Below are 26235 nucleotides of genomic sequence, written 5' to 3'. Positions count from 1 at the left end.
ATGAAGATCTTGGTGTGATCCGGGCGGCTGCCCTCAGGCGGTGGCCCGGATGTGCCAGGTGGTGCCGTTGTGGTCGAGTCCGAGGTTGATGAGTGTTCGGAGGTTGAGGGCGGCAGCGCGGGTGTGGAGCCAGGCGTTGTTCTTGATCGTTCCTCGATAGCGCAGTCGGCGGTTTCCGTGTCCGACGAGCCAGGCCACGGCTCGTTCGACCGGGGGCCGCCATCGGCGGTAGGCGGCCTGCCAGGCGGGATCGGCGGCTTGTTGCCGTGCGGCGCGCTGGAGGTCGTAGCCGGGCTGGATCCGCAGGGCCTTGCCGGTCTTGGAGGTCGTGCACCGCTCACGGAGCCAGCAGCCGGTGCACCGGTCCCCGAAGTTTGCCGAGCGGGGAAGGTCAGGGCCTCGATCGCGCGAGAGCGCAACGGTCGTGCCGGCTGGGCAGGCGACCGTGCCCCCGGCGGTATCAATGCGGAAATCGTCCAGGACGAACCCGCCCGCAACAGCGGGTCGTTGCGGCACCGGCTTGAAGTAGAGGCGGTGGCCGGCCAGGGCCTGGCGGGTCCCTCCGGTGGAGTACGCGGTGTCGCCGAACGCCTCCACCGGCTCGGTCTCGGCAGCGAGTAACTCGGCAGCGACGGCCGCCTCGTGGTGTTCACTGCCGCTACCGGGGGTGAGCTCGACGTCGGTGTAGATCACGGTCTCGGGTTCGACGGCGAGGTGGGCCTTGTAGCCGTCCTGGTGTCGGGTGCGGGTCTTGTGGACGTGCCGGGCCTGGGGATCGACGGTGGAGATGACGCGGTCAGGTGCCGTCCCTTGGGTAATGCGCCAGCGCCCGTCACGCCCGTCGGAGCCGTCGGCCGGCTCGACGTCCTGCCCGGCGACCAGGGCCAGGATCCCGACCGCGTTCGCTGCCTTCTCGCCCAGTTGCTGCTCGGGCAGGTGCCCGAGCAGCCGCAGCGCGTCGCCGACCAGGGCGTCCACCAGATCGGCCCGGGCCTGCTGGTCGTTCCAGGCGATGCGGGGCTTGCCCGGATCGCGGTAGTCGTGCGCGGTGCATTGCACGGCTGCGACCGCCTCGGCGCCGGGGACCTCGCGGATCACCGCCCGGACGGCGGCAATCAGCTGGGTGACGGTGTCCTGAGTGGCGACCGCGTCGTCCAGCACGGTCGAGTCAAGCGCTCGCTTCTGGCGGCCCTTCAACACCCCGGTCGCCTTCACGACCTCCCGCACGGCCTCGAACACCCGGTTGGGCTGGGCAGAACGGGCCAACCGGCGGCGGAAGTAGGACAGCAGCGACGGGTCGAACGCCGTGTCGTACAGGCCCAGCCCGCAGGCGGCCTTCCAACGAAGGTCACACCGTAGTTCCTGCACCGTCTCGAAGTCGGACAAGCCGTGCAGGGCCTGCAGCGTGATCGCCGCGGCCAGGATCTGCGGAGGCATGCTCGGGCGGCCGTTCGCCGACGGATACATGTCCGCGAACATCTCCACTGGAAACACCCGGCCACGATGCTCGGCCAGGAACGCGAACACACTGCCCACCGGGATCAACTCCCGGCAGGTCTCCCACACATCCGGCCCGACCGTCTCCCCGGCCCATTCCCCCATCGCCACAAGACGAGTCTGGCCCCACCGCTTGCTCGGTGGGGCCAGAACCCAACATCTTCATCAGCCTTCTAGGGACTGTCTTCCCGTGGCGTGATCTGCCGGAACACTTCGGCCCGTGGCAGACCGCCCACGGTCGTCCGGCCAGGTGGTCGGCGGACGGGACTTGGGCGAGGGTGCTCGCGGCCGTACAGGCGCGCTCCGACGCGGACTGGCTGGTCTCACTGGACTCCACAATCGTGCGGGCCCATCAGCATGCCGCGGCCAAAGGGGGGCACGAGCAGCGGGCTTTCAGGCGATCCCGCGGCGGGCTGACCAGCAAAATCCACCTGGCCTGCGACGGCCGTCCGCCGGCCTTCGTTCTGACCGGCGGAACCCGCAACGGTAGTCGAGAGGGCGTTCGCGCTGCTGCACCACTTTCGTCGCCTGCGGATCCGCTGGGAGATCCGCGACGACATCCACGAGGCATTCCTCTCCCTCGGATGCGCGCTCATCTGCTGGAGGAGACTGTGCTCTGTGCGGTCCTCGTGAGGCACCATCGCCGGTTCAGGGCGTGCTGTTTCCTTCCGCCAGGTCCTTGATCGCGCTGAGGCGGTGTTCCCACGCAGCGGCGAGAGTATCCATCCACTGCCTCGTGTACTTCAGCGGTTGCAGATCGACTTCGTACTGGACTTCGCGTCCGACTCTGCGGGGGCGGACCAGCTTGGCGCGCTCCAGGACGGCCAGGTGCTTGGCCACGGCCTGGCGGGTGACGGGAAGGCGTGCAGCCAGAGATGTCGAGGTGGCGCCACCTTCGCGAACGATGATGGCGAGCACCTCGCGTCGGGTCTGGTCGGCCAGCGCCACCAGGACATCCTCGGGGGCTCGGCCGGCCTCGGCGGCGTTGCTCATGCCCTGGTCTGTTGGCAGTCCGCGCGCAGTTGGTCGAGCTTGCCGGGCCAGTTTCGGCTGTTCGCGTGGTGCCGTTCCGCTGCTTCGTCGACCGGCAGGCCGAGCCGCGCAAAGCCGCTCTCGATCAGGGTGAGCCTGGTGCCTTCCGACGAGTCGTCCTCGGTCAGCGTGAACTCGACCAGCGTGGCGGAATGCGGGGCTCCTCGCCGAGCGAAGCCGGGCATGGCGCATTTCGTGAGGAGTTCTTAGCGGTCTGCCCAGGTTGGTATCTCTGCGACCTGTTCGCCGGCCCGCTCGGCGACCTGCTGCTCCTGCCTGACCACGATGCCGTGGCCGGACGCCTGGAGAAGGAACTCACCGCGCTGGCGGAAGTCCTGAAGCGCATCCCACGACGCGACCTGCTGTCCGTCCTCCGACGGGCGAGGCAGCTCGGTGTTCCAGGTCAGAGCAGGGCGGCCGCGAAGACCCACAGGTGCGGCGGCTCACCGACGGGGACGATGGCGAAATGCAAGATCACCTCGTTCAGCACGATGACCCGCACCGTGTCATCGGTGTCGTACCGGTCGGCCTGCGGATACGACCAGGGGTCGATCTCGGCCCGCTCCAGCGCCAGGCGCAGTTCCTCGCGGACCTCGGTCGGCATCACCTTGATGACGCGGCCGACCTCGGCGGCAATCCGCGCCGGGTGACGACCCGTCACTCGAAGACCTCGCCCAAGGGTATCGAGCCGACTTCGCTGCGGTCGTCGGCGACCCACTGCCGGTGGGCGGCGGCCGCGAGCGTGCGGGCTCGCTCGATCCGCTCCTCACCGCTCCCGTGGGCAGCAGCCTGATCGGCCGTCAACACCCCGGCCACGTACTCCTGCACGCTTCGGTCCGGGCGGCGGCCTCGGTCACGCGCTGCTCACGGTGCGTCGGGAGCTCCATCAGCGTCGTCATGACCCCACGGTACCGCCCGGCTACGCCCGGACGCCCGCTTCTCACCGCACGTAGGTGAGGCTCCACTGCTGAGTGGGCAGCCCTTGGTTGTCCCAGATGGCGATCCGGGCCCCGTTGGCACCGCCCGCGCCGCGGTCGGGTTCGAGGACGCGACCGTTGAGGCTGGAGATCGGCCCGGAGCCGGAGTGGTCGGCCGGGTAGACGTACCACAGCTGATCGACATCGGTGACGGAGCCGTCGCACGCCGCCTTCCACAACGACCATCCGTTCGGCCCCTGTGTCCAGCCGGCCAGGCAGCGGCCGTCGATCCCGTTCGCCACAAATCGGCGTGGGGTCTCATGCCGCAGGGTCGATGCGGTGAGGCGCGAGGACCTCCGGCACGGGTATCGGCATGGGGCGGCTGGGGGCCTGCGGTCCCCGGCGCTGTTGTCATGCGCATGGCGGCATGTCGCGATGTCGCCGGGCGGGTTGGGGACAGGGGGAAAGGGTTCCGGAGGGGTTGGCGGGTGGGTGAAGCTGTTCATCGCCAGCAGGGGACAGCCCCGGTGGCAGCCGGATGGAGCGTCAACCGCGGGGCGTGAAATCGGTGCAGGTGAAGTAGTTGGACCCGTCGAATCGAAAGAGGACCATTGCCATGATCAGCACCCGTATCGCCAAGGCCGCCGCGGTCGCCGCCATCGCCTTCGGGACCGTCGTTCTGCTGCCCTCGGCGGCTGCTGCGGTCGCTCCTGTCAGTGCCGGCGCGATGGTTGCCGCTCAGGATGCTCCTGCGGGGCAGCCTGTCGGGGCGGACAACCTCACCTGGGGCTGAGGCATGCATGGACCTCGTGTACGCCAGTCTGATGCGCCGCAGTCCGGCCGGGGCGCTTCGGGTGGGGGAGGCCGCCGAGGTGGTGGGGGCGTTGTGGGCCCACGCCACGCCGGGGGACGGGCTTGAGCACGCCTGTGCCCGCTCGGAGTTCGACCGGATCGACCTGCTGATCTTCCTCCTCGCCCAGGGGCCTGAGGCTCCTGCGGAGTGCAGCGCGACCCAGCGGGTCGACGTGTTGCTCGCCCGCTGTCACCGGGCCTCGCCCCTGCTGCACCGCCACTTCGTGGCCCCTGATTCCGCGCCCGGCCACTGAGCCTGATCTTCCGATCGGCTGTTCCTGCAGGACAGCCGTCCTGAAATCTGCGCTGACCCTTCTACAAAACCGTTTTGTCTGAAGAGATCTGACGATCCGTCAGGTAATGATGAATAGGAGTTTCTCATGTTCGCCAAGACCTCCCGTGCCACCCGTCTCGCCCTCGCCACCGCTGTCGCCGCCTCGGGGCTGGCCGGCATCCTCGTCAGCGGGTCCGCCCATGCGGTCGGCAGTTCCAGTGTCGGCGGCCAGATCAGCCGGTCCGAGGTGCTGGCCCGGGCCCAGTCCTGGGTGGACGAGGGTGTCCCGTACAGCCAGTCCTCGTACTACAGCGACAGCAACGGCAGCTACCGCCAGGACTGCTCCGGCTACGTGTCGATGGCCTGGCACCTCGACTCCAGCCGGGTCACCTGGACCCTGCCGCAGGTGGCCAGCCAGCTCGGGAGCTACGACGACCTCAAGCCCGGCGACATGCTCGACCGCTCCGACGGCGGTGCGTACGACATCCACGTCGTCCTCTTCGCCGGCTGGGTGGACAGCGCCCACACCGCCGCCAACGTCTACACCGAGTCGACCTGGGGAACCAACGCCGCGTACAAGACCTACAGCCGCAGCTACCTGAACTCGGCCGGCTTCGTCGGCTTCCGCTACAACAACATCGTCGAGTCCACCAGTTCCCTTCCCGACCCGGCCGGCCTGCCCACCGGCACCCTCGTGAAGTCGCCCAACAACTCGCTGGTCAAGCTGGTCATCAACGGGGCCGGCCTGGCCGTCGCCGGATCGGACGTGGCGCCCGACGGCTACAACCTGGGAGCCGTCGTCACCGTCGACGACGCCAAGTTCTGGGCGCTGCCCAGCTCGCTGCCCTCCGGCACCGTGGTCCACGACCAGGCCGGCGGCTCGGCCCGGTACGTGGTCGTCGGCGGCCAGGCGCTGCCCATCAGCGGCGCGGAGTGGACCGCGGACGGCTACAACACCCGCTCCGACATGGGCGTGCCCTCCTCCTGGCTGGCCACCGCCCTCAACGCCCAACTCCCGGCCGGCACCGCGGTGATGGACCAGTCGGGCACCGACAGCAACCGCTACGTCATGATCGGCGGCGCCGCCCTGCACATCTCCGGCGCGGAGTGGACGGCCGACGGCTACAACAACCAGCCCCTGATGGGCGTCCCGGGCCAGTGGCTGGCCGGCGCCGCCACCAAGACCCCGCCGACCGGGACCGTGGTGATGGACCAGTCCGGGACCGACAGCAGCCGCTACGTCATGATCGGCGGTGCCGCCGCGCACATCTCCGGCGCGGAGTGGACGGCCGACGGCTACAACACCCAGGCCCTGATGGGCGTCCCGGGCCAGTGGCTGGCGGGGGCCGCGAACGCCGCCGTCGCGAACGGAGCCCTCGTCAAGGGCCAGGCCGGCACCGACCCCGCCGTCTACGTCATGGTCAACAACTCCGCGCTGCCCCTGACCAACGCCGAGTTCACCAGCTCCTACGCCAACAAGCCGGTCGTGGGCGTCCCCGAGACCTGGGAGGCCGCCCAGGTCGCCCGCCCGCTGCGCAACGGCACCGTGGTCAAGAACGTCTCCGGCAACGACCCGAGCGTCTACGTGATGGCCGGCGGCCTGGCGGTCCCGCTCAGCGGCGCCGACTTCACCGCGCTGGGCTACGACAAGCAGCCCCTCCAGGCCGTCCCCGGCACCTGGGAGGCCGGCGCCGCCGCCAAGGCCGCCCCCAGCGACGGCACGCTGCTCCGGTCGTCCGACTCCAGCACCGTCTGGCAGGTCGTCAACGGCGGCAGCAAGAAGGCCGCGGCCGCCGGCAGCTACAACCCGGCCGACGTCGTGGCCGTCCCGACCGCCCTCACCGCCAAGCTCCCGACCGTGCAGTAGGCGCTGCGACGCCCACCGCCGCCCGGTCCCCCTGGACAGGGCGGCGGTGGGCGTCGTGTCCATACAGCTGCGCCCGGGTCAGGGCGTCCTGGCGGTAGTCCTTCGGCGTGGTGTCGTAGGCGGCGCGGAAGATCCGGCTGAAGACCGACGCGCTGGGGAAGCCCCAGCGTGCCGCGATGGCGTGAATGGCCTGGCCGCGCAGGTCCGGGCGGGCCAGGTCCGTGCGGCAGCGTTCGAGCCGGCGCCGGCGGATCGTGGCGGCGACGCCCTCGGGCCGCTCCTCGAACAGCGCGTACAGGTGCCGGAGCGAGATGTGGTGGCGGTCGGCGATCAGACGGGGAGTCAGGTCGGGGTCCGCCAGGTTCTGCTCGACGAAGGCGTCGATCCGGCCCAGCAGCGCCTGGGACCGGGCCTGCGCGGGCGTCCTCGTGCCGGCGCCGAGTTGCTGCAGCACGCAGGACGCGGTCAGCTCCACCGCCATGTTCCCGAGCCCCGGCAGGTCCTGGGGCCGGCAGTCCGGACCGTTGCCGGAGACCGAGACCAGGAACTGGGCCAGGACCGCCCCCAGGCCCGTCCTGCTGTCCAGGCGGCGGGCGAGCAGCCGGTCGACCTGCTGGGAGGGCAGCGGCAGCCGCGCCTTGGGTATCTGCAGCACGAGGGCCTCGACCTCGCTGCCGTCGAGCCCCGACCCGGACTCGTACGGGCGCGAGGTGTCCCACAGCACCATGTCCCCGGCGCCCAGCCGCGCCTCGCGGCCGGCCTGCGCGTACCAGGCGGAGCCCCTGGTCACCAGCCCCAGCTGGTACTGCTCCGGATCCCCGCGGCGGATCAGCGCCGGGGTCCGCCGGGAACGCAGCGGGGAGTAGGAGAACCTCGACATCTGGGCCGGCCCGAGGTCCAGCAGGGCACCCTCCGCGTAGAAGCCGCCCGCGTCCTGCGGGTTGAACGCCGAGGGCATCAGGGTGTTGGACACCGTCTCCACGAACCAGTCGAACCTGTCCGACGCAGGCAGTTCGGCCGCACTCGCGCTGTGCCACATCGTCGGACCCCCCGTCGTTCCCGCCCCGCCGCCCCGGACGGTGCAGCGTCCGGGATGACGTGCAGTCTGCCGGACGGCTCGAGATCGTGCTAGCAGTGTGCTCCGGCCCGGGCGGGGGCCTTCGCACGCACCGTCAAGGAACGCCGCACGGCGTGCACACGGCCGCGGTCGGCGTGACCGTAGGCTCCGGCGTGGAGTTGGCGCGGGTGGCCTGGGGGGTGCCCGCCGTCGTCGATGCGGGGGACGGATTTCGTGCTGGAAACACTCGGGCTGACCGCCACCGCGGCAGCCGTCTACCAGTCCATGCTCGACCACCCCAGCCTCGGCGTCGACCAACTCGCCGCCGCCTGCGGCCTGACCCCGGTCCAGGTGCACGACTGCCTGGACGAGCTGGCCGAGCTGATGCTCGTCCGGGCGTCCAGTGAGCACCGCGGACAACTGCGCGCGGTCAGCCCGGACATCGGCCTCGCGGACATGCTCACCCGCCAGGAGGCCGAGCTCGCCGCCCGGCAGGCTCAGCTCGCCGCGTCCCGCGCGGCCGTCAGCCGGATGGTCGCCGACCGCGCCCAGCAGCGCTCGACCCACGGCGAGCGCCTGCTCGGCATGGACGCCATCCAGGGGCGGCTCGAACAGATGGGCCACGCCGCCCGCAGCGAGGTCCTCGGTGTCCACCCCGGCGCGGCCCAGCGCCCCGAGGACCTGGCCGCAGGACGCCCCGCCAACGCGGCGGCGATCGCCCGGGGCGTCGTCATCAAGTCCCTGTACCAGGACGTGACCCGCAACGACCCGCACACCACCGTCTACGCGCACTGGCTGATCAGCCTCGGCAGCGAAGTCCGCACCGCCCCGGTCACCCCGCAGCGGCTGGTCATCGTCGACCGTACCCAGGCGCTGGTCCCGATCGACCCCGCCGACACCCGCCAAGGCGCCCTCCACGTCACCGAACGCGGCATCGTCACCGCGCTACTCGACCTGTTCGAGCAGGCGTGGAGCGCCGCTGTGCCGCTCGGCGCCACCCGTCCCGAGGACCCGGAGACCGGTCTGACCGGCACCGAGCGCGAGCTGCTGCGGCTGCTCGGCACCGGTCTGACCGACGACGCGGCGGGCCAGCGGCTCGGCATCTCCTCACGGACCGTCAGCCGGTACATGTCCTCGATCATGGAGCGCCTCGGCTCCGCCAGCCGCTTCGAGGCCGGCATCAGGGCCGCGCAGAAGGGCTGGCTCTGAGCGGTTCCGGCGGCCCGCTCCTGGTCCGGGACGGGGAAGGGGCGGGCTACCCGGAGGCGGTCCGACGAAAAGTCAGATGCAGAGACTGCGGGCGTAGTTCACCCGGTTCATCAGGTCGATTACCTGCTCCGGCGAGCTGACCGGGATCGAGGTGGTGTGGTACCGCCCGCCGCCGGAGACCGTGACCTGGACGTGGCCGGTGGTCTTCTTCTCCTTCATCAGCAGGAAGAGCAGGCCGATCACAGAACAGGAAGAAGATGATCGCCAGCACGATGCCGGCCGGGGCGATCCGCTCCTCGGTGCGGGACCCCAGTCGGGGCCTGTGGCTTCAAGGTCGCGGTACGCGGCCTCGACGGCGATCCGGGCGCCGGACTCCATGGCGGCTTCCAGGCGGCGGCGAGCGGGATGCGGCACCGTTCGCCGGCCTTATTCCGGTGCCGGCGGCTTCCAGGTGCTCTGGGGGGCACCGGTGCGGTGGGTGCGGACGATGCGCTCGACAGCCGGCGTGCGCAGCCCGTCCGGTGTCATCGAGCACTCGCCGAGGTCGAACCACTCGGTCTCCTGCGCGAAGGCCTGGGTGCCGATCCGCACGTGCCGGGTGGTGCCGACGCTGTCGAACCCCACCCGGTGCACGAACCGGCGGCGCACCAGTGTCTCGTCGTCGACCGGCACGGACACACCCAGGACCGGTTCCACCGTGTCGTCGTCCCAGACCGGGGCCACCGCAGCAGCTTGAACTGGCTCCGCTGAGGAGCAAGTTGATCTGGCTCCAGTTGTCCCGTGTCGGATGATCTGGTCTTTGGGCGGAGCTGTGACCTGGTGCGACCAGATCGGCTGAGACGCCAAATTGGCAGAAATCTCAGTTGCTCTGGTCCGGCTCCACCATTTCGAACGGTAGCCACGGCTGGATGCTCAGCCATGTCTGGTAGTCCTTGGGGATCAACGAGCCGCGCCGACCTCGACCTGCGCAACAGTGGTCTCGGCACGTGCGGCTCCCGAAGCGCACGACGAAGGATTCTGTGAACAAGACCGATCTGATGGCGAAGGCGCCCTCGATCGCGGCCGCCATGGCCGCCGCCGACGTGAGCGCCGACATTCAGCTGGCCCAGACCCGCTACCGGGCCGCACTTGTCTCCAGCTGGGGCATCCCGGCCGGAGCGTCGGTCCTGGAGGTCGGCTGCGGACAGGGCGACATGACGGCGGTCCTCGCCGAGGCCGTCGGCCCGCAGGGCCGGGTGGTCGCCGTCGACATCGCGGATCCGTCGTACGGCGCTCCGGTCACGCTGGGGCAGTCGGCGGAGCACCTCAGGGCGACGCCGCTGGGCTCCCGCATCGACTTCCGCTTCGGCCTGGACATCCTCGACGAGGCGGTCACCTTCCCCGACAGCGGGTTCGACTACACAGTCCTGGCACACTGCTCCTGGTACTTCGCCTCCCTGGATCAGCTGTGGGAGACCCTCGCCCGGGTCCGCCGCTGGTCACGGAACCTGTGTTTTGCCGAGTGGGACCTCGCACCCCGCTCGGCCGACCAACTGCCCCACCTGCTGGCCATCCTGATCCAGGGGCAGATCGAGGCGAGCGGGTCGCGAGGCGAAGGCAATGTGCGCACGCCGTTCTCCCACGAAAGCCTGCTCCGGGTTCTCCCAGCGACAGGCTGGGCCCCCGTCCCGGGGCAGGCCGTGGACACAACCGACCTACAGGACGGCGACTGGGAGGTGGACGCCTGCACGTCACTGCTCGACAACGTCGACCGGATGGCTGAGCTGCCGCAGGCGGTACGGGACCTGGTACTAAGCCAGGCGGATGTGCTTCGGTCCCTGGCGAAGGACCGCGGCAACACGCCGCTGCCGGCCTACTCGCTGACCGCCCGCTGAGCGGACCGGTCAGGCGGGACACCAGTGGGGCTTTGAGAGCGACATGCCCACGCCCGAGTGAATGCGGTACGCCGTCCGCCCGGCACGTCAGGGTGAGTCCGACGATCACGGTCTTGCGGAGACCGCTCTGTGGTCGCGGTCATGTCGGGAGGCCGGCTCGTGCAGGGTGGCCGGCCGGGGAACGGCCGCGTCCTAGTGGTCGGGCTGGGTGGTCACCTGGTCCTCCTCGGTGGTGGCGGCCGCCTCGGTAGCGGGCCGCAGATTCGACGGTAGCGGTCGGCGGGCGGGTGGTGGGACGGTCTGGGTCATGCGGCACCGGTCAGAACGGCCGACTGCTGAGAGCGGGCGGCGCGCAGCGGGACGGCGTAGCCGCGGGCAACGGCCAGGGCGGCGCGGTGGCTGTCGCGGTTGCGGCGGGCGTGGGCCACCTCGGCGGCGGCCAGCTCGTCCTCCACCGCCGACCGGTGGGCTCCCTCGGGCTCGCGCAGGGTGGAGTTGCGGCGGATGATCTCCTCCTTCTCGGCGGCCTCCTCAAGCATGGCCTCCCTGATCCGGGCCTGCTCGTGCATCTGCCGGCGCAGCTGCTGGTAGGCGGCGCTGTCGGCGAGCGGGCGCGTCGCCGGGGCGGGGGCCTGGTCCTCGCGCGGGCGGCCGGGTCGAGTATCCGGTTCGGTGTCGGGCGTCGGGCTGGCGGTGGCGGCGCCGACGCGGATCTCGATGGCGCGGACGGTGTCGGGTCGGGCGCCGTTGAGCTTGGCGAGGAGCTGGCGCTGCTCCAGGCGCAGCTTGGTGGCCCAGGCCGGGGAGTCGCAGGTGATGCGCAGGGTTCGGGTGTCGGCGGTGAAGCCGGCCGGGAACCAGTGGAGCGCTTCCTCGGCGCCGACGAGTTGGGCCCAGTTGTTGCGCATGCTGCCCTGGGCGGTGCCGAGGGCCCAGCCCTGGGCTGCGGCCATGGCGGGCACGACGGCGGCCAGGGTGGAAGGCTCGCGGGCGTCCCGGCCGGCGCGGGCAATCTGCTGGCGGGTCGGCGCGGTCTTCCTCAACGGCACGTTGCCGTTGAGGCGAGCGGTGCGGCGGGCGGTGCGCAGCGCGGTGCGGGCCAGGTCGGCGCCGCCGGGCTCCTGGGCGAATCGGGAGCCGTCGGTCATCGGGTCACTCCGAGCTGGACGTTGGGGCTGGCGGCAAGGTGGGCGTACCGGGCGACCAGGTCGGCGCCGAAGCGCTCGAAGGCTTGGTCGCCGGCGGCTTCCATCTGGGCGTGCGCGGCCGCGGGCAGGTAAGCAGCTTCGAGCAGGTCCTGCCTGGTCGCGGGCGCGGTGGTGACGCCCGTGCCGAACAGGTCGGCCATGAACTCCAGCTCGCCGGCCAGTTCCTGGACGGCGACCACGGAGGTGTCCTCGACCCGGACGGCGGCCCGCTCGGCCACCGCCTGGTCGTGCTGCTCCTGCTCGACGTCCCCGCGCAGGGCGTGCGCGATCAGCGAGTGCGGCCGCTCCGGGCGCCACAGCACCCCGGCGCACCCGTACTGACCTGCGATCTCGCCCAGCCAGGCCATGACCTGGTCCTGGCTCCAGCCTCGCTCGGCGAGGTCGTTGAGGACCCACCGCAGCTGGTCGTGCGAAGCCTGCCGCACCCACGGAACCCGCCGGTACGCGACCCGGGCCAGCTGGTCGCCGGCCACCATCATCGCCGCCGTGACGACCTGCCCGAGCACCGTGCGCCGCCGCTGCCTAGTCGGCCGCGAGGCCCGCTTCTTCCTGGTGGCTGACTTCTCGACACGGGCCCCGCCCGTAGTTTTTCCACCACCCACGAGGGAGGAGCTCACGCAGTCAGTGGTACCACCCTCCATTGGGGTGCAACGCGAGGTGCTGACGGTCCGTCCGGTGCCCGTGTGACGACGGGTGCGCCGCAGCTTCTTCACCGCGAGCTTCCCGAGCTCCGCGATCAGGCCCCGGCCCTCCTCCGAGATGCCGGTCATCCGCCGCCCGATGCCCTCGCCCGCAGTGCGGATGCCCAGCGCCTGGTCGTAGCTGGCCGGGATGAGGCGCTCGTACTCGGACGCTAGGCAGGTGACCCGCTGCTGACCGGGCGTCATCGGCAGCCGGGTACCGACCGAGCGCCAGGCCAGCAGGCCGGTCGCCTGGAGGATGTCCCGGTGGTACTGCACGGTCCGCTTGCTTGCCTTCAGCACACGCATCAGGTGCGCGATGCTCGGGCGACACGGTGTCAGCTGGGAGAGGACCTCGGCGAGCTTGAGCGTCGTCTCGCCGAACTTCGGGCCGTGCGTCGGCGCGTAGAGGCCGGCACCGTGTACCCAGTGGACCGCCTGCATCCACGAGTACCCGTCCAGCGCGATCCGCCCGGCCGTCCCCGACACCATCTGGTGCTCCAGCGGCACCCACCCAGCCCTCTTCACCACGACGTCGCCGCCGGCCATCCCCACCCGCTGGCCGGGAACGACCAGGACAGCCGAAGCCGGGTGTCCCCCGTGCCGCTCCAGCAGCGCCTCGGCCGCGTTCATCGCCCGCTCCGGTACCGGCGGTCAGAAGCACTGCGGAGCGAGGAGCCAGCCGAGAAGACGAAGACGGACCGCCGGACCAGCGCGCGGTGCGCCCTCGGAGCGGACCGCATACGCATCACCGCGTCCGAGAACGTGCGCTGGCATGCAACTGCAGCCGCACCCGAACGAGTGATTTGCGTCACGCCATGCTGACGGCGCGTCGACGCGACAGGGCGGCAACCGCGGTTGGCGAGGGCGTGACTGGCCAGGCAGCACACGGAATCCGGACGTACGGAACAGGCGGCAGGAGTGCCAAGAACGGCCGGCAGTGCGGAGTCGGAGGCGACACCACGAGCACGGCAGGTCTGGCAGCCCCGGCAGGGCTGCTGCAAAATGACAAAGCCTCCTGGAGACAGGTGGGCACGCAAAAGGCGCCCTCGGTGCTTTTTGGTTCTGGGGAGAACCTGGAAATTGCCTGATCAACCGGTTGGCGCCGGAGATCGGGCCTTCGCTCGACGAGGTGGAACTCGAAGAGCAGTGAAGTGAGGCCGCGGAGGTCTGGTGGTGGAACACCAAGACCAGGGAGCGGCCAGGGCGGTGTAGGCCGGGTGGAACCGGTCAGGAGCCGCCCGCGGTCGGCTACGTCACCTCAGCAACCCCCTCGCGGGGAGAGGTACGGCCGCGCACACGACGACGGCACCCCGCCGGAGCGACCGACAACGGATCGCGTCCACGGCGGGGTGCCGCTTGTGTGCTTCGGAGCGCGTACGGGTACGCTGCATCATGTCCACCTTTTCTGGACCGCGGGAGCTGGCCCCTTGCCGGGGGCGCGGCTCCCAAATTCGACGCCGCTCGGACTTGCCGGTCCGGGCGGCGAATTTTTTTGTGCCGATCAAGTGCGCCACCAGACTACTCCCCCACAGCACCGCGCACGCACGTCCCCACCCTCCGTGTCGAACTGACACCGGGACAGGCTGACTGAGCGGCAGAACCGCCGCTACCGAACTCATCAGGGCCCCGCAGGGTCTTGGTAGAGGGGCGGTCTGGTCCCCAGCTGCCGTCGGCGAGGCGCTCTGCGACGGAGTAGCGAGAGGGCGGTAGATCGGTCGTCGTCCGCTGGGGTACCGCTGTTTCGCCTCCGGGGCCGTCGTAGCCGACACACCGGCAGGGCCAATCCGCGTTGTCGGCGGAGTAGGCGACATCGGTGCCGCAGGTCATCAAGCTGCCGCCGACTGTGATGCTGCGGTAGCCGTGGTTCTGAGCCCGATGCCCACACCCGCAGATCGCGAGTTTGAACGGGCGGGAAACGAGCGCGACCGCCTGCTGCGGCAGCGTCCCGGTGTTGATCTGTCTTACGAGACCGGATACCAGCTCAACGGGGTCATCGTCAGAGAGGTCGAACCATTCCCCCTCCAGACGGCGGGGCGCAAGCAGTCGATGGAGCGCCGCCTCCAGCTCTCGACCGCCAGCGAATGTCGCCAGGAGCTTGAGCCTGGAGGGGGAACCGCACTGCAGCGCCGCGAGCCGGCGCTGCAGATGGGGTCCCGGTAGCGATGGCCGCGAAAACAACGGATATCGCTGACCAGCAGGAATGCGGCTTGGCCCGCTGGTCAGCCTTCCCGCCCGACGTGATCAGCGGTGGCGCCCTCGCGGTGCTTGCGCAGCTCTCGGTACAGCGTGGAGCGGCTCACCCCGAGGTCGGCGGCGACCTGTTCGGGGATCGCGCCGCCCTTGATCCGCTGGGCGGCTCCGGCGCGCGTGGTGGCGTTCAGCTTGGCGGGGCGTCCGGTGGGCAGGCCGCGGGCTTCCTTGGCGGCGCGGGCACCGGCGGCGCGCTCCAGCATGTAGATCCGTTCCATCTGCGCGAACATCGCCAGTAGGGCGATGGCCATATCGGTGCCAGGGCCGGGGTCGCTGGTGTCCACGGCGAGCTTGTCGCCGAGGGTGCGCAGGAAAATGTCGTGCTCGGTGAGGTCATGGACGAGGTTGAGGGTCTCGCGCATGTTGCGGCCCAGACGGTCCAGGGTGAGCACGTTGATCCGGTCACCGGGCCGGGCAAAGCCGAGCAGGGCGGTCAGACCGTCGCGATCCATGTTCGCGCCGGTGCGCTTGTCGACGTAGATGTGGTCCTCGTCGATGCCAGCGGCGCGCATGGCGTCGATCTGCCGGGTGAGGTCCTGGGCGGTGGTGCTGACACGGCAGTACGCAAGATCCATGCACACCACTGTCCCAGAATCTAGAGCTGTGGCGGGGCTTCTGACACACCGTTGTGACACCAGGTTTTGACACAGGCAGACCTGCGGCGACGTGATCGCCGGATGACGGTCACGCCTCGGTGTCAGATCCATGCTTGTGAGACTGGTGATCAGAACCGTCCGGACTCGCCCTCCGGGTCGGCGAGGGCGGAGGCAAGGTTGTTGCGGACTTTGCCAGTCAGCGGGTGGTCGGCGCCCAGCACCCGCTCGGTATCGGTCAGGGTCTGCTCGTACAGCGGCTGGTCGCGCGGGCGAGTTGGCCCTGGTCGTTGAGAAAGAGCCCGGTGTGGTTGAGCAGGTCCGCGGTGGTGGCGCTATCGGTGTCGGGGGGTGCGTGGTCGGTGAGAGCGTCGATGTGGGGCAGCAGTGCGCGCCAGGCGGGCCAGGTTTCGGGGTCGTCCCAGGTTGTCTGGTACAGCGGTGTGCAGGTGGGTGGTGGCCTGGTCGCGGGCCTGGTCGATGAGTTGGGGGGCGCGATAGGGGTCGTGGGGGTCGGGGGTGCGGGCGAGGGCCTGGACGAGCCGGTGGACGGCCAGGGTTGCGGTGGCGGGGTCAGCGGCGGTCACGCTGTAGGCCGTCAGGAGGCCGAGCGCGGCCTGCAGCGCGGGCGGGTCGGCCAGGCCGTCCAGGAGGGTGGCGGGGATCTGGTCGGGCGCGTACCAGGCCAGGAGTCGCAGCACGTCCGCCGCCAGGGGCTCGCGGTCGGGGATGCGGTCCAGGGTGATGCGCCAGATCTGGGCGATGGTGCGCTCGGGCATGGTGGCGACGGCGCCGGCGCGGTACATCGCCGCCGGGTACTGGTCGAGCAGGTCGAGGTAGGCGCGAGGCGTGGTGAGGGGGCTCTGCGCCAGGTAGGCGCCGGCCTGTTCGACGGCCAGGGGCAGGTGGCCGAGCCGGGCGCACAGTTCGGCGGCGCCGTCCAGGTCTCGGGGGCCGGTGGTGGTGGCGATGCGGGTGAGCAGGTCCAGGGCTTCGGTCTCGTCCAGGATGTCCAGGCGCTCCAGCTCGCGGGTGCGGCCGACGAACAGGCCCGGGCGCACCGCCAGGGTGTCCAGCCCGGCCGGGGCCGCCACCTCGGCGGGCGGCCGCAGCGCCTCGGGCGGCAGGGACACCGCCCGGGAGTTGTCCCCGGTCAGCACGGGGGCGTAGTTGTCCCCGCCGATCACAGCGGCCCGCTCGCCCCCCGCCTCCACCCGCGTACCAGGTCCGGCGGTGGGTAAAGGCGGCTGTTCGCTGCCGCGGCGAAACGGCCACCTCACGGGTGCGCGCTGCCGGGCTGGTCACCGGTGGAGAGCGAGCCGGAGTTGTCCCCGCCGATGGTGATCGAACGCTCCCCGGACGCGGACGCCGTCTGCGGCGGTGAGGCCGGCGGGGCGGGGGGTTGTGCGGTGGCGGGCCCGGCGGGGGTGGGCTGGGCGGGCACAAGAGCGTCGCCGGTGGAGATGGCGCCCTGGTTGTTCCCGCCGATGGCCACGGCGCGCGCTGGCGTGGCCTGCACCGAGGGGGCGGACGGCGTCTGCCCGGTCGTCCCCTGGCCGCTGGTGGCGAAGCCCTGACCCCACACGGCCGCCAGCGCGGCCAGCGCCGCGCCCAGTGTGGAGGCCAGTGGCCAGCGGATCGCGGGGTCCTTCAGCAGTGACGGCAGCACCACCGCCCCGCACAGCCACACCGGCACGGCGAAAGCCAGGAGCGTTACGATCCCCGCCACCGCCCACCTGAGGTTCCGTCCCATACCGCCCCCACCCCGCCGACTGTCCGTGTCCACCACCACGATCGCAGCAACACCCCTGCTCTGCACCGCCCTTGCATACAGAGACCGGACACAGGCGAGCCCGTGGCGTTAGGGCCGCTCGCGGCGTCGGGGCCGCAGCGGCCGGTAGCCGGCCGGGTCGAGCTTGGCGAGCTCGGTGTCGACCTCGACGTTGATCGTGCCGAAGAAGTTCACGTTCTCGCTGTGGGCCGGGGAGATGTGGGCGAGCAGTTCGTCGTCGACGGCCCGGCCCTCGGCCCGCATCTGCGCGATGGCCAGCCCGTAGTACTCGGTCGTCCAGGTCACCACGGCGTTGGTCAGCAGGGTCAGGCACCAGGCCTGTTCGGTCTGCGCGGCCAGGTGGCGATGCCGGATGGCACCCTCGTGCGCGGAGGCGCGCACCCAAGACGACACCCCCGAGCAGCCGGACCCGAACCAGCTCACCTGCCTGTAGCCCGCTGACCTGACGGAGGACCACGTGCGCCGCGTCATCGCCCCCAGCCCCGACAGCCCGAGCAGCCAAGCCGTCGGCGTGGACTTCGACGAGACCCTCATGCTGGTCGACCGGGGGTGGATGGACGGCCAGGTGTACGGCGAGCCGATCCCCGGCGCCATCGAGGCCCTGCGCCTGCTCGCCGCCCACCGCGCCGTCTTCGTCTACACCGCCCGACACCGCCGATTCCACGAAGCCGTCGCCCGATGGGTCACCCGGCACAGTGGCCTGGCGACCCGGGTCAACGACGACCCCGACCGGGCCTACTGGACCGAGCGGGGCGAAATCCTGGTCACCAACCTCAAGCTCGGCGCGGCCTGCTACATCTGCGACAAGGCCGTGCACTTCGACGGCGACTGGACCGGCACTCTCCCCATCGTCACCCGAGCCATCGGTCTGGACCGTGCTGACGGCCGCGTTCCGGCCTGACCCGCACAGCGAAGGGCCCGGCCCCTCTGGTTTCGAAGCCAGAAGGGCCGGGCCCTTCTGTGTTTTCGGGCGAGGTCAGAATTTCTTACCTCGACCCGAGGCTGGCTACTCGACCACCTCGGCGTCGACCGGGATCAGCTTGCGTGCCTCAGTGATGCGGGTCTGCACGCGGCCGATCTCCGCTTCGAGGCTGTCCAGATACCCGCTGAGAGCGGCCGAGTCGATGTCGGCGGCAGCTTTCACGGCGGCCGGGGCAAGCGGCTTGTACGCCCGCTCAGCGTTGGGCGTGCTGCACCTGCCGCACCGCCAGGCTTCCTACGACGAAGGCCCATGTACCCAGCGTCTGCTGGTACACGGGCAGCACCGAGGCCGTGATCGGCCACCGCCCGCCCCGCGTCTTGGCGGCGGCTGCTTCCTCACCGAAGCCCGTCACGCCGGTCGGCGTCTGCTGCGCCGCCGCTGAGCCGAGCACCCTACGAAGAGAGCCCCGTACACCTAGGTGTACGGGGCTCTCTTCGTAGGGTGCTCGGGAGGTGTCTGGGCTGCTGCTCAGCCTGGAGCCTCAGGGACCGGTATTACCCGGTAATAGGTCAGCCGCCGAGGTTGTTGATGAGCGCTTCGGCGAGTTCTCCTATCTGATCCTGGGTCAGGACGCGGCGGATGGCGTCGGCGAACGCCGGGACGTCGTGCCAGTCGACATCCCGTACCGCATTGGTGCCCTGAGCTGTCCGGGGCTCCGGTACACCCGCGGCGTCAGCGACCTTGGTCGCGCCCGCTGCGCGCTGAGCCGCGGCCTGCGTGGGCGCCGGCGCGGGGGCATCTGGTACCGGCGAAGGCTCGCTCTCCATTACCGGGTAATAGGTCTCGGGGTCAGGCTGCACCGAAGCGGCGGCCACAGGTTCGGCTGCCACGACCTTCTCGGAGGGCTGTGCCCGCGCTGAATCCATTACCGGGTAATAGCCGGAGGCCTGCGCCTCATAGGCGGCCATCTGCTGCTCACGGGGGAGTGAGACGTAGGACCGTGCGGCCTTGAGCCCGAGCTCGCCGGAGGCGATCTTCGCCTGAAGAGCCGGGTCGAGGTTCAGAAGGGCGATGCGCTGCGAGACGAAGCCCTGGGTCTTGCCGATTCCACGAGCGGCCTTGGTCTGAGCCATACCCCGTCCGGCGGGGGGCGGATCGGTGAGCACCCGCAGCGCCTGGGCCTCCTGAATGGGATTCAGCCCCACTCGCAGGAGGTTCTCCGCCACAGCCCACACCAGCGGGTCTTCCGCGGCGGAATCGTTCACATAGGCCGGCACTTCCTTCAGCCACGCCTCCTGTGCGGCCGCCAGGCGGCGGTGCCCGGCGACGACGACGTAGGTGCTGGCGCGGAGGGCGGCGGCGTGGGCGGGGTTGTGCCGAAGGAAGGCTTCGGTCGTGCACACGGTGAGGGGGCTGATGATGCCCACCTCCTGCACGCTGAGGACGAGCTCGTGGAAATCGTCGTCGTCCAGATCGACGGCGCCACGCGGGTTGTCCGGGTTGGGCGCGATCAGGGACACACTGATGACTGGAGGGCGCGGCGTGGCCTGGGTGGGTTCGTCCAGCGGCTCGCCGTCGAGCATGTCGGCGAGGTTCACTCGGCGGCTCATCGGTTGCCCCCGCTCAGGTTCAGCTCGAGCGCCAGGCGGAAGAAGTCCTCGCGGGCCTCGAACGCGGCCCGGTTCGGCTTGTACTGCGTGACAACCAGTCCCTCCGCGGCGGCACGGGCATGGATCTTGTAGTGCCGCACCACCGTCTTGGCGAGCGGGAACCCGTTCTTCTCCACGAACTCCTGGGTCTGCTTCAGATCGACCTCGCCGTCGCGCGGGTCCCAGTTGTTGATGACGACGGTGTACGGCAGGCCTCGCGGCTCGATGATCTGCTTCACCGTCCGTACGGTCGGCTTGAAGCTGAGCGCCTCCGGCTCGATCGGCAGGATCACGCTGTCGGCGTTGTCGAGCACAGCCCGCAGGATGTCAGCGGCCTTGCCGTCACCCAGCGGGTCGGCGGTGGTGTCGTCGTCGGACAGGTCCAGCCAGCCGGGAGTGTCGACGAAGATGTGCTTGACCGACTGGATGCCTCGCAGCTTGCGCAGCGAGCCGAGGTCGTTGTGAGCCTGGGTGAACAGGAACGGGAGCTCGTCGCCGACCCGGTTCGACCACCACGCCGTCGATCCCTGCGGGTCGACGGACACCGCGAGGACCGGTGGTTTCTCCCCTGCCTTACGCCCTATCACCTCGGCGGTCACCGCAGCGAGGTTGACGGTCAGCGTCGACTTGCCGACGCCGCCTTTCTGGTTCAGCAGAACATGCACGTGTGCCATGAAAGCTCCGTTTGCTTCCCAAAGGTTCTGGTACTTCGGACGGCCACAGGATGTCAGAAACCTTGGCCACCCCGTGAACCGAGTGCCGTGACGGCGTGGCGTCCGGCACGCTCACGCCAGTAAAGCGTGCACGAGCAGAGGGTCGCGCGGACCCGCCTGAGACAGCAGTCCCCGTGTCAACTGGTGTTGACGAGCAGCGGCGGTACGAACCGCCCGTGCGATAGGCCCGAGGCGGGCAGTACGGGGCGCCTCCGGGGCGTCCACCTACAGTTGGGGCTCGCTCTCGCCCGGGTGACGTGCGCTGGTCCGGGGCGAATCGGCGGCTACGAACGACGGCAAGACCCTCACCGCGTCCAGCCAGGTCGACATCGACGACATGGTTCCGCTTGTCCGTCGCCTCCCTCACTGGAGCACGACGGTGACGCCGTACTCGCGCAGGAGGTTCACGGTCTCCTCGAAGTAGGACAGGCCACCGAGGTGGGCCAGGACGTGTCCGGCGAGGGCGTGGCGGGCGATGGCAGCGTGGTGCCAGACGAGGGTGAACGGGGGGACGACGGAGGGCCCGCCGCCTAGGTAGTCCTGCACCGAGTCCAGGTCTCTGCCGTAGTTGGCGCCATGGCCGAGCAGGCTTCGCCGAGCGCCAGGAGCAAGCCGCTCCTGTCGGTGACGTGCTGTCCGTCCAGGTGGTACGTCCCGCCGGAGAGGCCCTGCAGCCCGTACGGGCCGACGCGGGTGAGGTCCAGCCACTCGGACCGGCCCTCGGCGTCGAACTGTGCCCACTGGTTGGGCCGCGTGGGAACACCGTCGGACCAGATCTCCCAGACTGCGCGAGCGGCCATGGTGGGGCGGTCGTCACCGGGGTCGGTGATGGTGACGTCGATCAGGGCTCCGCCGAGGACGGATGGGCGTGCCTCGACGGTGTCCAGGTCGAGGCGGTACCCGGTGCGGCTGCTGGGGGACGGCGGCGCGAAGGTCGGTCCGGGCGGCCTTTGTCCGCGGGTGCGTTGGCGGTGGTCCGGCGCCAGAGCAGGACGGTCATGGCGATGACGGCCATCACCCAGGGGCGGCGTCGTTCGAGCGATCTGTCCGGTTTTGATCACGTGATGTCGAGGGTGGCGAGTGGGCGGTGAGAGTCCCGGGTGTGGTGGCGGAGCCGGCGCGCGGCGGGCGTCGGCTTCCTCTGCCACCGCATCCCTCTCCCATAGTCACCGCCACTCACCACTGGCATCGACTACGGGCCAGAGCCGGTCCTCTGCGGATCCCCGGTCGAAGGGGACATGCAGCCTTTGATTGCTCCAGGCGGGCTGCGGCAGGCGGCGGAACGTGTGTGGCGGGCCCGCAGCCCGGGCCCGCCACACGTTGCGTCGGGCGGTCAGATGTTGATGATCTGCAGGTAGGAGCCCGCGTTGTCGGAGGAGTTGTAGCCGGCGACGTAGAGCGTTTGGCCGTCCGGGCCCACTGTCACCCCCAGCGCGTGCTCCAGGTCGGAGGGGGAGACGGTCTCGTCGGGGACGGGCGTGTTGGTCGCCGTGTCGTAGGCGTAGATCGTCGGTCCGGGGTTCTGGGTGTCCACCGAGACGTACAGGCGGGTGCCGTCCGGGTCCATGGCCGTGTCTTCGACGGCGAACGGGGTCTTCAGGTCGATGTCCGCGAGCTGGGTGTCGGTGGTGAGGTCGAGCACGAGCTCGTGGTTGCCGGCGGCCAGCGCGTACAGCCGGGTGCCGTCCGGGCTCAGGCTCACGGTGCCGTTGAAGCCCGCCGACGTGACGGTGCGCACCACCGCGGGGTGGGCGCCCGAGACGTCGAGGTGGAGCACGCCCTGCGGGGTCGTGATGTACGCGTCCTTGCCGTTCGGCCGGAGCAGGATCGACTGCACCACCCCGGCCGGCAGGGGCGTGATGTCGGTGAAGGCGTTCTGCGCGACGGAGAAGGTGAGGATGCGGCCCTGGCCGACGGGCGGCTGGAAGTCGGCGAAGGGCTGGTCCTGGTCCAGGTAGAGCGTCGAGCCGTCCGGGCTGATGGCCAGGCCCACGGTCCCGCCCGGCCGGTAGCCGGCGGGGCGGGGCTGGTCCGGGTACGGGATGCGGGCACGGACGGTGTTCGTGGTGGTGTCGAAGACGTTCAGGGTGCCTGCGGTGACCAGGTAGATCAGCTTGCCGTCGGCGCTGAACGCCTTCGGGCCGCTCCACATGTCGCTGCCGACCTGCACCCCGGCGGTGATCTGTCCGGCCTGGGTGTCGATCACTTCCAGGCTGTTGCCGGAGTCGCCCTGTCCGACCCCGAGGTAGGCGGTGGTGCCGTCCGCGCTGACGAGCGGGTGGCCCCAGGGGCTGGCCGGCAGCGTGATGGTGGCCTCGCCGCCCGGAACGGGATCGACGGCGCAAGCGGTGCCCGGGGCGGCGTTCGCGGTTGCGGCGCTGGTGGCCAGCAGCGCCCCGGCGAGCGCCAGCGAGAGTAACAAACGAGCCTTTGCCGTGAGCGAGTTCACGTTCCCCCCAGGGAGTGGCCAGTACTGGTGGACGTGAGGCTACGGCAGGTCCGCGTCAGCGCGGGGCCGGTTTCCCGAGAGTTCGGCACGGGAAACCGGCAACGGGTCGCGACGGTGAGGCCGAGACAACCGACGGGGCGGCCCGTCGTCGACCCCGCAGCCGTCGGGGCGCCGTGAGAGCGATTCAGCACGAACCCTTTCGCCGGCCGATGGATCCGGCCCGGCCGGCTGGTGAGTACCGACAGCGCTGGTGCCGCCGACGACCTCGCGGACGCCCTGCGGGAGTTCGCCGACCGGGCCGGCGGACCCGGCGCGGCGGGCGCGGTCTGGGTCACCATCGGTACCCCGCACGACGTCGAGCAGCGCACCGTCCAGTTCCCGGTGAACGTGGCCGACTGGGTCACCGAGCTGGTCCGGGAGGAGACCCTGGCCCTGGAGGCGGGCACCGCGGGCCGGGACCCGGGCGGTGGGTTCGGCGAGGTCGATGACTGGTGAGCTGTTCGGTGGGCGGGCGGCGGCCGGGCGGAGGACGGCACGGGGAGCCGCCGGCACAGCGCCCGCGTGCCCGGGTGACGATCAGGAAGGACATGAAGGAAGCGGAGGGCTGACGTGGGCGAGAAGAGCGACTTCCCAGAGGACCTGGTGGCGCTGGAGGAAGCCCGCGTGCTGGCCCGGCGCGACCTGGACTGGTACGTGCGCACCGTCGAGGTCGAACGCCGCGCCGCCTACCCGGACCCCGAGAAGGTCGTCGAGCGGTGCATGTGGCCGGATGACCTGCTGAACCGCTGGTACGGCCTGCGCGAGGCCTACGCGAGGGCAGCCGCGGCGGTGAAGGCCCACCCACTGCTCGTCCAGGCGCGGGCCGAGGGCCGGCTGTGGCCCGTGGAGGCGCAACTGCGCGGGCAGGTGCCGCGCGTCGAGGTCCACCGGGCTCCCGGTGGCGCGGAGCGGGTGGTGGTCCTGGTTGACGGCGTTGCCCAGGACACGCCGGCCGGCGGGGTCGTGCCCGGGCAGGGTGGCGTGGAGCGGGCGGCGGCCTGAGCAAGCGGGCCGGGTCGGCTTCCCGGTCAGCCGTCGGTGCGGCCCGGGTCCACCAGGCCGCGCCAGGTGGGTTGTCGGAGGTGGCCTGCCGCCGTGACCTCGAGGTAGGCGACGTCGGCCTGCAGGACGGGTCGGGCGAACCGCACCTCGGTGCCGCGCGGTAGGCCGAGCGCGTCGGTGGTGAACGGCGAGCGCGGCACCTCGATCCGACGCAGGGCGGTGGCCAGCGCGCGCCGCTCGGCCGTGGACAGCCCCGAGCCGACCGAACCGACGTACAGCAGCCCGGCGTCGACAGGGATGCCGATCAGCAGCGAGCGCACGGTGGCGCCGGCCTGGCCGCCGGGCAGCCAGCCGCCGAGGGTGACTCGGGAGATCTGCAGGTGCTTGAGCTTTCGCCAGTCGTTCGAACGCGCGCCCGGCTGGTAGGCCGACGTGCTCTTCTTGGCGATGACGCCTTCCAGGAAGTGCGCCTTCGTCCAGGCGAGGGCCTCCTCCACGCTCGGCCAGGCCCCCGGCGCCGCGATGTGCGGAGCGCCGAGTCCGAGCTGGGCCAGGTCCTCGCGCCGGACCGAGTAGGGCTCATCGAGGAGCGTGCGGTCGCCGCGCGCCAGCACGTCGAATGCCACGTACAGGGCGGGGGTGGCGGTGGCGCCGGCCTGGATCGCTTCGGGGCGGGCGCGGTGGACGCGGCGCTGCAGCAGTGCGAAGGACGGGCCGCCGTCCGGGCCCGGGATGACGATCTCGCCGTCGAGCAGCAGCGGCCCGGGCACGTGGGCGAGCGCCGCGGCGACCTCGGGGAACCGGGCGGTGTAGTCGGTGCCGGAGCGTCCGACGAGTCGGACCGCGCCCTCGCCCTCCAGGTAGGCAAGGCTGCGGACGCCGTCCCACTTGACCTCGCCGACCCAGCCCTCGCCCGCCATCGGACCGGTCGTGGCGAGCATCGGCTCGATGTGCGGAAGCCGTACCCGGTGGGCTGCGGGGGAGGGGGGAGTCACACCTCCAGCGTGCGACCGACCAGCGGCTCCCGCCACGACTCGGCGACGCCCGGAGGTCGCCGTCCTTGTGCTTCAGGTGATGGCCCTGCGGGCTTGGGTAGACGTACCACGATCCGCGCCTCCGCCTGCCCTCGTCGAGCACAACGCTGCCGGGCGGCAGGGATTCGGTCATCGTTGCAACCTATTGCCGCGACCCGACCGGGCATGCTGGCGGACATCTGGTCGCGTCTTTACGCCCCAAAGATTCCGGTGCACTCGACTCCCGGACTGATCATGTGCTCCCACGCGCCCTTGACGACCCGTCACCTGGGGAGGAGCGTCGTGCAAAACTGCGCAACCGGCTTGGAGCGGGCGGGCACTGTGGCACTACGGTTCAAGGGCATCGACCCGGACACACCCAACGGCGGCTCGCCGACGGTGTGGCTGGAGGACGAGAAGGCGGAGATCGTCATCCAGGGCTGGCTGCCCGACCAGGAGATGCCCCGCACGGTCGGCGAGACCGACTGGGTGCCGGGTCACCCCGTCGGCGTTCCGGACCACGAGGGCGTCGTCCGTGTCCCGGTCCGGATGATCCCCGCTTTGAGGAAGGCTCGTGATGACGCAGAACGTGCCGGACTTTGGCGCTCTGCTGAGGAGTGCTGAACGCTCGGCGTGCCATCTGGAGATGCGCGACTCCTACATGGACGACCCGGTGTTCGCCGACTGGCGCGCCGGCCTTCCCGTCGGTCGGCAGGATTCAACGGGCGGAACGGGACTGGGCAGGCAGCATGGGCAGAAGCACGCCTCACCCGCAGCAAGGCAGGACCTGCTGAGCCAATAGCCGGCCAGTAGTTCTGCGGTCTTCGTCCCGGACGCGGATGCGCACGGCCAAATGACCGCTCGGGCCGCGCAGGCTGTCAGAACCCGTACATGGAGCGCCATTTGTCGAGTGCCGGGACGGTCGCTGGCCGACGACGGTCGGGGCGAGGCTCGGTTTGAGGCGGGTCATCGCGTGCACGACGTCGATGAACGGTGAGTCCAGGAGCGCCTGCCCCAACTCAACGGCCTCGGGGGCACCTTCTTGGACCAGGACGTACCAGTCGCGCAGGTTGGAGCAGGCCTTGAGGAAGGCGGCCTGGCGGCCAAGCGACTCACGATCACCCAATCGGGGCTCCCGTTCGACGCACACCCCTCAAGATCGGAAAGACGACGGCTTCGTATAAACACCAACGAGTGACAGACCGTTCCCTACACCCCTTGCTGGTGTTTACACGGTGACGCACAGATAAACAGGCAGCGGGCAGGACAGGGGGAGGCGCGGGCATGGTCGGCAATATGGCGGAAGTCGTACTGCGGGAGAAGTCGTCGGTCGAGCGGCTCCT

At 70.6% G+C, this 26235-nt stretch carries 35 protein-coding genes and 2 pseudogenes; 12 read left to right on the top strand and 25 right to left on the bottom strand.

Features of this window, described 5'->3' with window-relative positions:
* Positions 1–33 precede the first annotated feature (33 nt).
* Positions 34–1602 (bottom strand): IS1182 family transposase, encoded by a 1569-nt coding sequence (locus BR98_RS00255; RefSeq protein ID WP_051969118.1) that lies wholly within the window; start codon positions 1600–1602, stop codon positions 34–36.
* A gap of 74 nt (positions 1603–1676) precedes the next feature.
* On the opposite strand from BR98_RS00255, the pseudogene BR98_RS42740 reads away from it, so the two are divergent.
* Both BR98_RS42740 and BR98_RS38760 read left to right on the top strand, forming a co-directional pair.
* Positions 1677–1973 (top strand): annotated as a pseudogene (locus BR98_RS42740) (transposase); the annotation flags it as partial.
* A 10-nt stretch (positions 1974–1983) separates the two neighbouring features.
* Positions 1984–2130: pseudogene (locus BR98_RS38760) on the top strand (IS5/IS1182 family transposase); the annotation flags it as partial.
* A gap of 15 nt (positions 2131–2145) precedes the next feature.
* Here BR98_RS38760 and BR98_RS00250 read toward each other — a convergent pair.
* The 5 genes from BR98_RS00250 to BR98_RS00230 form a co-directional block, all read right to left on the bottom strand.
* Positions 2146–2490 carry an ArsR/SmtB family transcription factor gene (locus tag BR98_RS00250; RefSeq protein ID WP_051969117.1) on the bottom strand — a complete coding sequence of 115 codons (345 nt, stop codon included), beginning with the start codon at positions 2488–2490 and terminating at the stop codon, positions 2146–2148.
* On the bottom strand, positions 2487–2714 hold the full coding sequence (locus BR98_RS00245; protein ID WP_035838641.1) for an SRPBCC family protein: 228 nt from the start codon (positions 2712–2714) through the stop codon (positions 2487–2489). The genes BR98_RS00250 and BR98_RS00245 overlap by 4 nt, the downstream gene beginning before the upstream one ends.
* 218 nt (positions 2715–2932) lie before the next feature.
* Positions 2933–3190, bottom strand: a complete 258-nt coding sequence (locus BR98_RS00235) for a hypothetical protein (RefSeq protein WP_035838637.1) — start codon at positions 3188–3190, stop codon at positions 2933–2935.
* Positions 3187–3357: a hypothetical protein gene (locus tag BR98_RS38755; RefSeq protein ID WP_157537170.1), complete on the bottom strand. Its 171-nt coding sequence runs from the start codon at positions 3355–3357 to the stop codon at positions 3187–3189. Before BR98_RS38755 ends, BR98_RS00235 begins: the two co-directional genes overlap by 4 nt.
* Before the next feature lie 112 nt (positions 3358–3469).
* On the bottom strand, positions 3470–3748 hold the full coding sequence (locus BR98_RS00230) for an RICIN domain-containing protein (protein ID WP_035838635.1): 279 nt from the start codon (positions 3746–3748) through the stop codon (positions 3470–3472).
* Positions 3749–4062: 314 nt separating this feature from the next.
* On the opposite strand from BR98_RS00230, the gene BR98_RS38750 reads away from it, so the two are divergent.
* The 3 genes from BR98_RS38750 to BR98_RS35805 all read left to right on the top strand — a co-directional run bounded on the left by BR98_RS38750 (position 4063) and on the right by BR98_RS35805 (position 6439).
* Complete coding sequence (locus BR98_RS38750) at positions 4063–4239, top strand: hypothetical protein (RefSeq protein ID WP_157537168.1); 177 nt, start codon at positions 4063–4065, stop codon at positions 4237–4239.
* Positions 4240–4246: 7 nt separating this feature from the next.
* Positions 4247–4552 carry a hypothetical protein gene (locus BR98_RS00225; RefSeq protein WP_035838633.1) on the top strand — a complete coding sequence of 102 codons (306 nt, stop codon included), beginning with the start codon at positions 4247–4249 and terminating at the stop codon, positions 4550–4552.
* A 126-nt stretch (positions 4553–4678) separates the two neighbouring features.
* Positions 4679–6439 carry a hypothetical protein gene (locus BR98_RS35805; protein ID WP_051969116.1) on the top strand — a complete coding sequence of 587 codons (1761 nt, stop codon included), beginning with the start codon at positions 4679–4681 and terminating at the stop codon, positions 6437–6439.
* Here the strand turns inward: BR98_RS35805 and BR98_RS00215 are convergent.
* Positions 6411–7478, bottom strand: a complete 1068-nt coding sequence (locus tag BR98_RS00215) for an AraC-like ligand-binding domain-containing protein (RefSeq protein WP_063774685.1) — start codon at positions 7476–7478, stop codon at positions 6411–6413. The two genes, BR98_RS35805 and BR98_RS00215, sit on opposite strands and share 29 nt — an antisense overlap.
* A 252-nt stretch (positions 7479–7730) precedes the next feature.
* On the opposite strand from BR98_RS00215, the gene BR98_RS00210 reads away from it, so the two are divergent.
* Positions 7731–8705 (top strand): LuxR C-terminal-related transcriptional regulator, encoded by a 975-nt coding sequence (locus tag BR98_RS00210; RefSeq protein WP_035838631.1) that lies wholly within the window; start codon positions 7731–7733, stop codon positions 8703–8705.
* A 72-nt stretch (positions 8706–8777) separates the two neighbouring features.
* Here BR98_RS00210 and BR98_RS38745 read toward each other — a convergent pair whose 3' ends face one another.
* Both BR98_RS38745 and BR98_RS00200 read right to left on the bottom strand, forming a co-directional pair.
* The gene (locus tag BR98_RS38745) at positions 8778–8948 is read right to left on the bottom strand and encodes a hypothetical protein (RefSeq protein WP_157537166.1); all 171 of its coding nucleotides are present in this window, start codon (positions 8946–8948) and stop codon (positions 8778–8780) included.
* A gap of 183 nt (positions 8949–9131) precedes the next feature.
* Entirely contained in the window at positions 9132–9428 is a 297-nt protein-coding gene (locus tag BR98_RS00200) for a hypothetical protein (RefSeq protein WP_035838628.1), read from the bottom strand.
* Positions 9429–9724: 296 nt separating this feature from the next.
* Between BR98_RS00200 and BR98_RS00195 the strand changes: the two genes are divergently transcribed.
* Complete coding sequence (locus tag BR98_RS00195) at positions 9725–10579, top strand: class I SAM-dependent methyltransferase (RefSeq protein WP_035838625.1); 855 nt, start codon at positions 9725–9727, stop codon at positions 10577–10579.
* 305 nt (positions 10580–10884) lie between these two features.
* On the opposite strand, the gene BR98_RS35800 is transcribed toward BR98_RS00195, so the two are convergent.
* The 7 genes from BR98_RS35800 to BR98_RS00160 form a co-directional block, all read right to left on the bottom strand.
* Complete coding sequence (locus tag BR98_RS35800; RefSeq protein ID WP_051969115.1) at positions 10885–11727, bottom strand: DciA family protein; 843 nt, start codon at positions 11725–11727, stop codon at positions 10885–10887.
* Positions 11724–13100, bottom strand: a complete 1377-nt coding sequence (locus BR98_RS00185; RefSeq protein ID WP_035838622.1) for a hypothetical protein — start codon at positions 13098–13100, stop codon at positions 11724–11726. The genes BR98_RS35800 and BR98_RS00185 overlap by 4 nt, the downstream gene beginning before the upstream one ends.
* An 888-nt stretch (positions 13101–13988) precedes the next feature.
* Complete coding sequence (locus BR98_RS42420; RefSeq protein WP_198042077.1) at positions 13989–14648, bottom strand: GIY-YIG nuclease family protein; 660 nt, start codon at positions 14646–14648, stop codon at positions 13989–13991.
* A 41-nt stretch (positions 14649–14689) separates the two neighbouring features.
* Positions 14690–15295: a recombinase family protein gene (locus tag BR98_RS00175; protein WP_035838617.1), complete on the bottom strand. Its 606-nt coding sequence runs from the start codon at positions 15293–15295 to the stop codon at positions 14690–14692.
* Positions 15296–15648: 353 nt separating this feature from the next.
* Positions 15649–16527 carry a hypothetical protein gene (locus tag BR98_RS00170; protein WP_157537164.1) on the bottom strand — a complete coding sequence of 293 codons (879 nt, stop codon included), beginning with the start codon at positions 16525–16527 and terminating at the stop codon, positions 15649–15651.
* A 62-nt stretch (positions 16528–16589) separates the two neighbouring features.
* Positions 16590–17042, bottom strand: coding sequence for a hypothetical protein (locus BR98_RS35795; RefSeq protein ID WP_051969114.1), 453 nt, complete (start codon positions 17040–17042; stop codon positions 16590–16592).
* Between the two features lie 132 nt (positions 17043–17174).
* Positions 17175–17486, bottom strand: a complete 312-nt coding sequence (locus BR98_RS00160; protein WP_035838612.1) for a Tn3 family transposase — start codon at positions 17484–17486, stop codon at positions 17175–17177.
* 76 nt (positions 17487–17562) lie between these two features.
* Here BR98_RS00160 and BR98_RS00155 point away from each other — a divergent pair, with 76 nt between their 5' ends.
* Positions 17563–18006, top strand: coding sequence for an HAD family hydrolase (locus BR98_RS00155; RefSeq protein ID WP_035838609.1), 444 nt, complete (start codon positions 17563–17565; stop codon positions 18004–18006).
* A gap of 105 nt (positions 18007–18111) precedes the next feature.
* Here BR98_RS00155 and BR98_RS38740 read toward each other — a convergent pair whose 3' ends face one another.
* From BR98_RS38740 to BR98_RS00130, 7 genes are all read right to left on the bottom strand, one after another.
* Positions 18112–18249 (bottom strand): hypothetical protein, encoded by a 138-nt coding sequence (locus tag BR98_RS38740; protein WP_157537162.1) that lies wholly within the window; start codon positions 18247–18249, stop codon positions 18112–18114.
* A gap of 31 nt (positions 18250–18280) precedes the next feature.
* A complete protein-coding gene (locus tag BR98_RS00150; RefSeq protein WP_035838607.1) occupies positions 18281–18478 on the bottom strand; it encodes a hypothetical protein in 198 nt (65 codons plus the stop codon).
* A gap of 118 nt (positions 18479–18596) precedes the next feature.
* On the bottom strand, positions 18597–19625 hold the full coding sequence (locus BR98_RS00145) for a ParB/RepB/Spo0J family partition protein (RefSeq protein ID WP_051969113.1): 1029 nt from the start codon (positions 19623–19625) through the stop codon (positions 18597–18599).
* An 8-nt stretch (positions 19626–19633) separates the two neighbouring features.
* A complete protein-coding gene (locus tag BR98_RS00140) occupies positions 19634–20350 on the bottom strand; it encodes a ParA family protein (protein WP_035838603.1) in 717 nt (238 codons plus the stop codon).
* 402 nt (positions 20351–20752) lie between these two features.
* Entirely contained in the window at positions 20753–20935 is a 183-nt protein-coding gene (locus BR98_RS39995; protein ID WP_051969112.1) for a hypothetical protein, read from the bottom strand.
* Positions 20920–21450: a hypothetical protein gene (locus tag BR98_RS39990; RefSeq protein WP_198042076.1), complete on the bottom strand. Its 531-nt coding sequence runs from the start codon at positions 21448–21450 to the stop codon at positions 20920–20922. Before BR98_RS39990 ends, BR98_RS39995 begins: the two co-directional genes overlap by 16 nt.
* A 272-nt stretch (positions 21451–21722) precedes the next feature.
* Complete coding sequence (locus BR98_RS00130; protein ID WP_035838600.1) at positions 21723–22811, bottom strand: YncE family protein; 1089 nt, start codon at positions 22809–22811, stop codon at positions 21723–21725.
* Positions 22812–23069: 258 nt separating this feature from the next.
* On the opposite strand from BR98_RS00130, the gene BR98_RS00125 reads away from it, so the two are divergent.
* Together BR98_RS00125 and BR98_RS00120 are read left to right on the top strand one after the other, a co-directional pair.
* Positions 23070–23333 carry a hypothetical protein gene (locus BR98_RS00125; protein ID WP_035838597.1) on the top strand — a complete coding sequence of 88 codons (264 nt, stop codon included), beginning with the start codon at positions 23070–23072 and terminating at the stop codon, positions 23331–23333.
* A gap of 114 nt (positions 23334–23447) precedes the next feature.
* Complete coding sequence (locus tag BR98_RS00120; protein WP_035838594.1) at positions 23448–23879, top strand: hypothetical protein; 432 nt, start codon at positions 23448–23450, stop codon at positions 23877–23879.
* Positions 23880–23905: 26 nt separating this feature from the next.
* On the opposite strand, the gene BR98_RS00115 is transcribed toward BR98_RS00120, so the two are convergent.
* Positions 23906–24874 carry an ATP-dependent DNA ligase gene (locus tag BR98_RS00115; RefSeq protein ID WP_157537159.1) on the bottom strand — a complete coding sequence of 323 codons (969 nt, stop codon included), beginning with the start codon at positions 24872–24874 and terminating at the stop codon, positions 23906–23908.
* A gap of 204 nt (positions 24875–25078) precedes the next feature.
* Between BR98_RS00115 and BR98_RS42220 the strand changes: the two genes are divergently transcribed.
* Positions 25079–25516, top strand: coding sequence for a hypothetical protein (locus BR98_RS42220; protein ID WP_324606647.1), 438 nt, complete (start codon positions 25079–25081; stop codon positions 25514–25516).
* Complete coding sequence (locus BR98_RS42215; RefSeq protein ID WP_157537157.1) at positions 25470–25694, top strand: DUF6879 family protein; 225 nt, start codon at positions 25470–25472, stop codon at positions 25692–25694. The genes BR98_RS42220 and BR98_RS42215 overlap by 47 nt, the downstream gene beginning before the upstream one ends.
* Here BR98_RS42215 and BR98_RS39985 read toward each other — a convergent pair.
* Positions 25659–26018, bottom strand: a complete 360-nt coding sequence (locus BR98_RS39985) for a hypothetical protein (protein ID WP_198042075.1) — start codon at positions 26016–26018, stop codon at positions 25659–25661. The two genes, BR98_RS42215 and BR98_RS39985, sit on opposite strands and share 36 nt — an antisense overlap.
* Positions 26019–26235: the final 217 nt, after the last annotated feature.

This window comes from Kitasatospora azatica KCTC 9699 (assembly GCF_000744785.1).
GTDB classification, from domain to species: Bacteria; Actinomycetota; Actinomycetes; order Streptomycetales; family Streptomycetaceae; genus Kitasatospora; species Kitasatospora azatica.
Note: the sequence above shows the minus strand (reverse complement) of the source record. Positions and strands in the feature narration are given on the sequence as shown.

Coding starts and splice junctions, on each gene's coding strand:
- BR98_RS42215 (WP_157537157.1), top strand. CDS start 25,470: ATGACGCAGAACGTGCCGGACTTTGGCGCTCTGCTGAGGAGTGCTGAA.
- BR98_RS00140 (WP_035838603.1), bottom strand. CDS start 20,350: ATGGCACACGTGCATGTTCTGCTGAACCAGAAAGGCGGCGTCGGCAAG.
- BR98_RS00175 (WP_035838617.1), bottom strand. CDS start 15,295: ATGGATCTTGCGTACTGCCGTGTCAGCACCACCGCCCAGGACCTCACC.
- BR98_RS42220 (WP_324606647.1), top strand. CDS start 25,079: ATGCTGGCGGACATCTGGTCGCGTCTTTACGCCCCAAAGATTCCGGTG.
- BR98_RS00245 (WP_035838641.1), bottom strand. CDS start 2,714: ATGCCCGGCTTCGCTCGGCGAGGAGCCCCGCATTCCGCCACGCTGGTC.
- BR98_RS00215 (WP_063774685.1), bottom strand. CDS start 7,478: ATGTGGCACAGCGCGAGTGCGGCCGAACTGCCTGCGTCGGACAGGTTC.
- BR98_RS00255 (WP_051969118.1), bottom strand. CDS start 1,602: ATGGGGGAATGGGCCGGGGAGACGGTCGGGCCGGATGTGTGGGAGACC.
- BR98_RS00225 (WP_035838633.1), top strand. CDS start 4,247: ATGGACCTCGTGTACGCCAGTCTGATGCGCCGCAGTCCGGCCGGGGCG.
- BR98_RS35805 (WP_051969116.1), top strand. CDS start 4,679: ATGTTCGCCAAGACCTCCCGTGCCACCCGTCTCGCCCTCGCCACCGCT.
- BR98_RS35800 (WP_051969115.1), bottom strand. CDS start 11,727: ATGACCGACGGCTCCCGATTCGCCCAGGAGCCCGGCGGCGCCGACCTG.
- BR98_RS38750 (WP_157537168.1), top strand. CDS start 4,063: ATGATCAGCACCCGTATCGCCAAGGCCGCCGCGGTCGCCGCCATCGCC.
- BR98_RS00185 (WP_035838622.1), bottom strand. CDS start 13,100: ATGAACGCGGCCGAGGCGCTGCTGGAGCGGCACGGGGGACACCCGGCT.
- BR98_RS00250 (WP_051969117.1), bottom strand. CDS start 2,490: ATGAGCAACGCCGCCGAGGCCGGCCGAGCCCCCGAGGATGTCCTGGTG.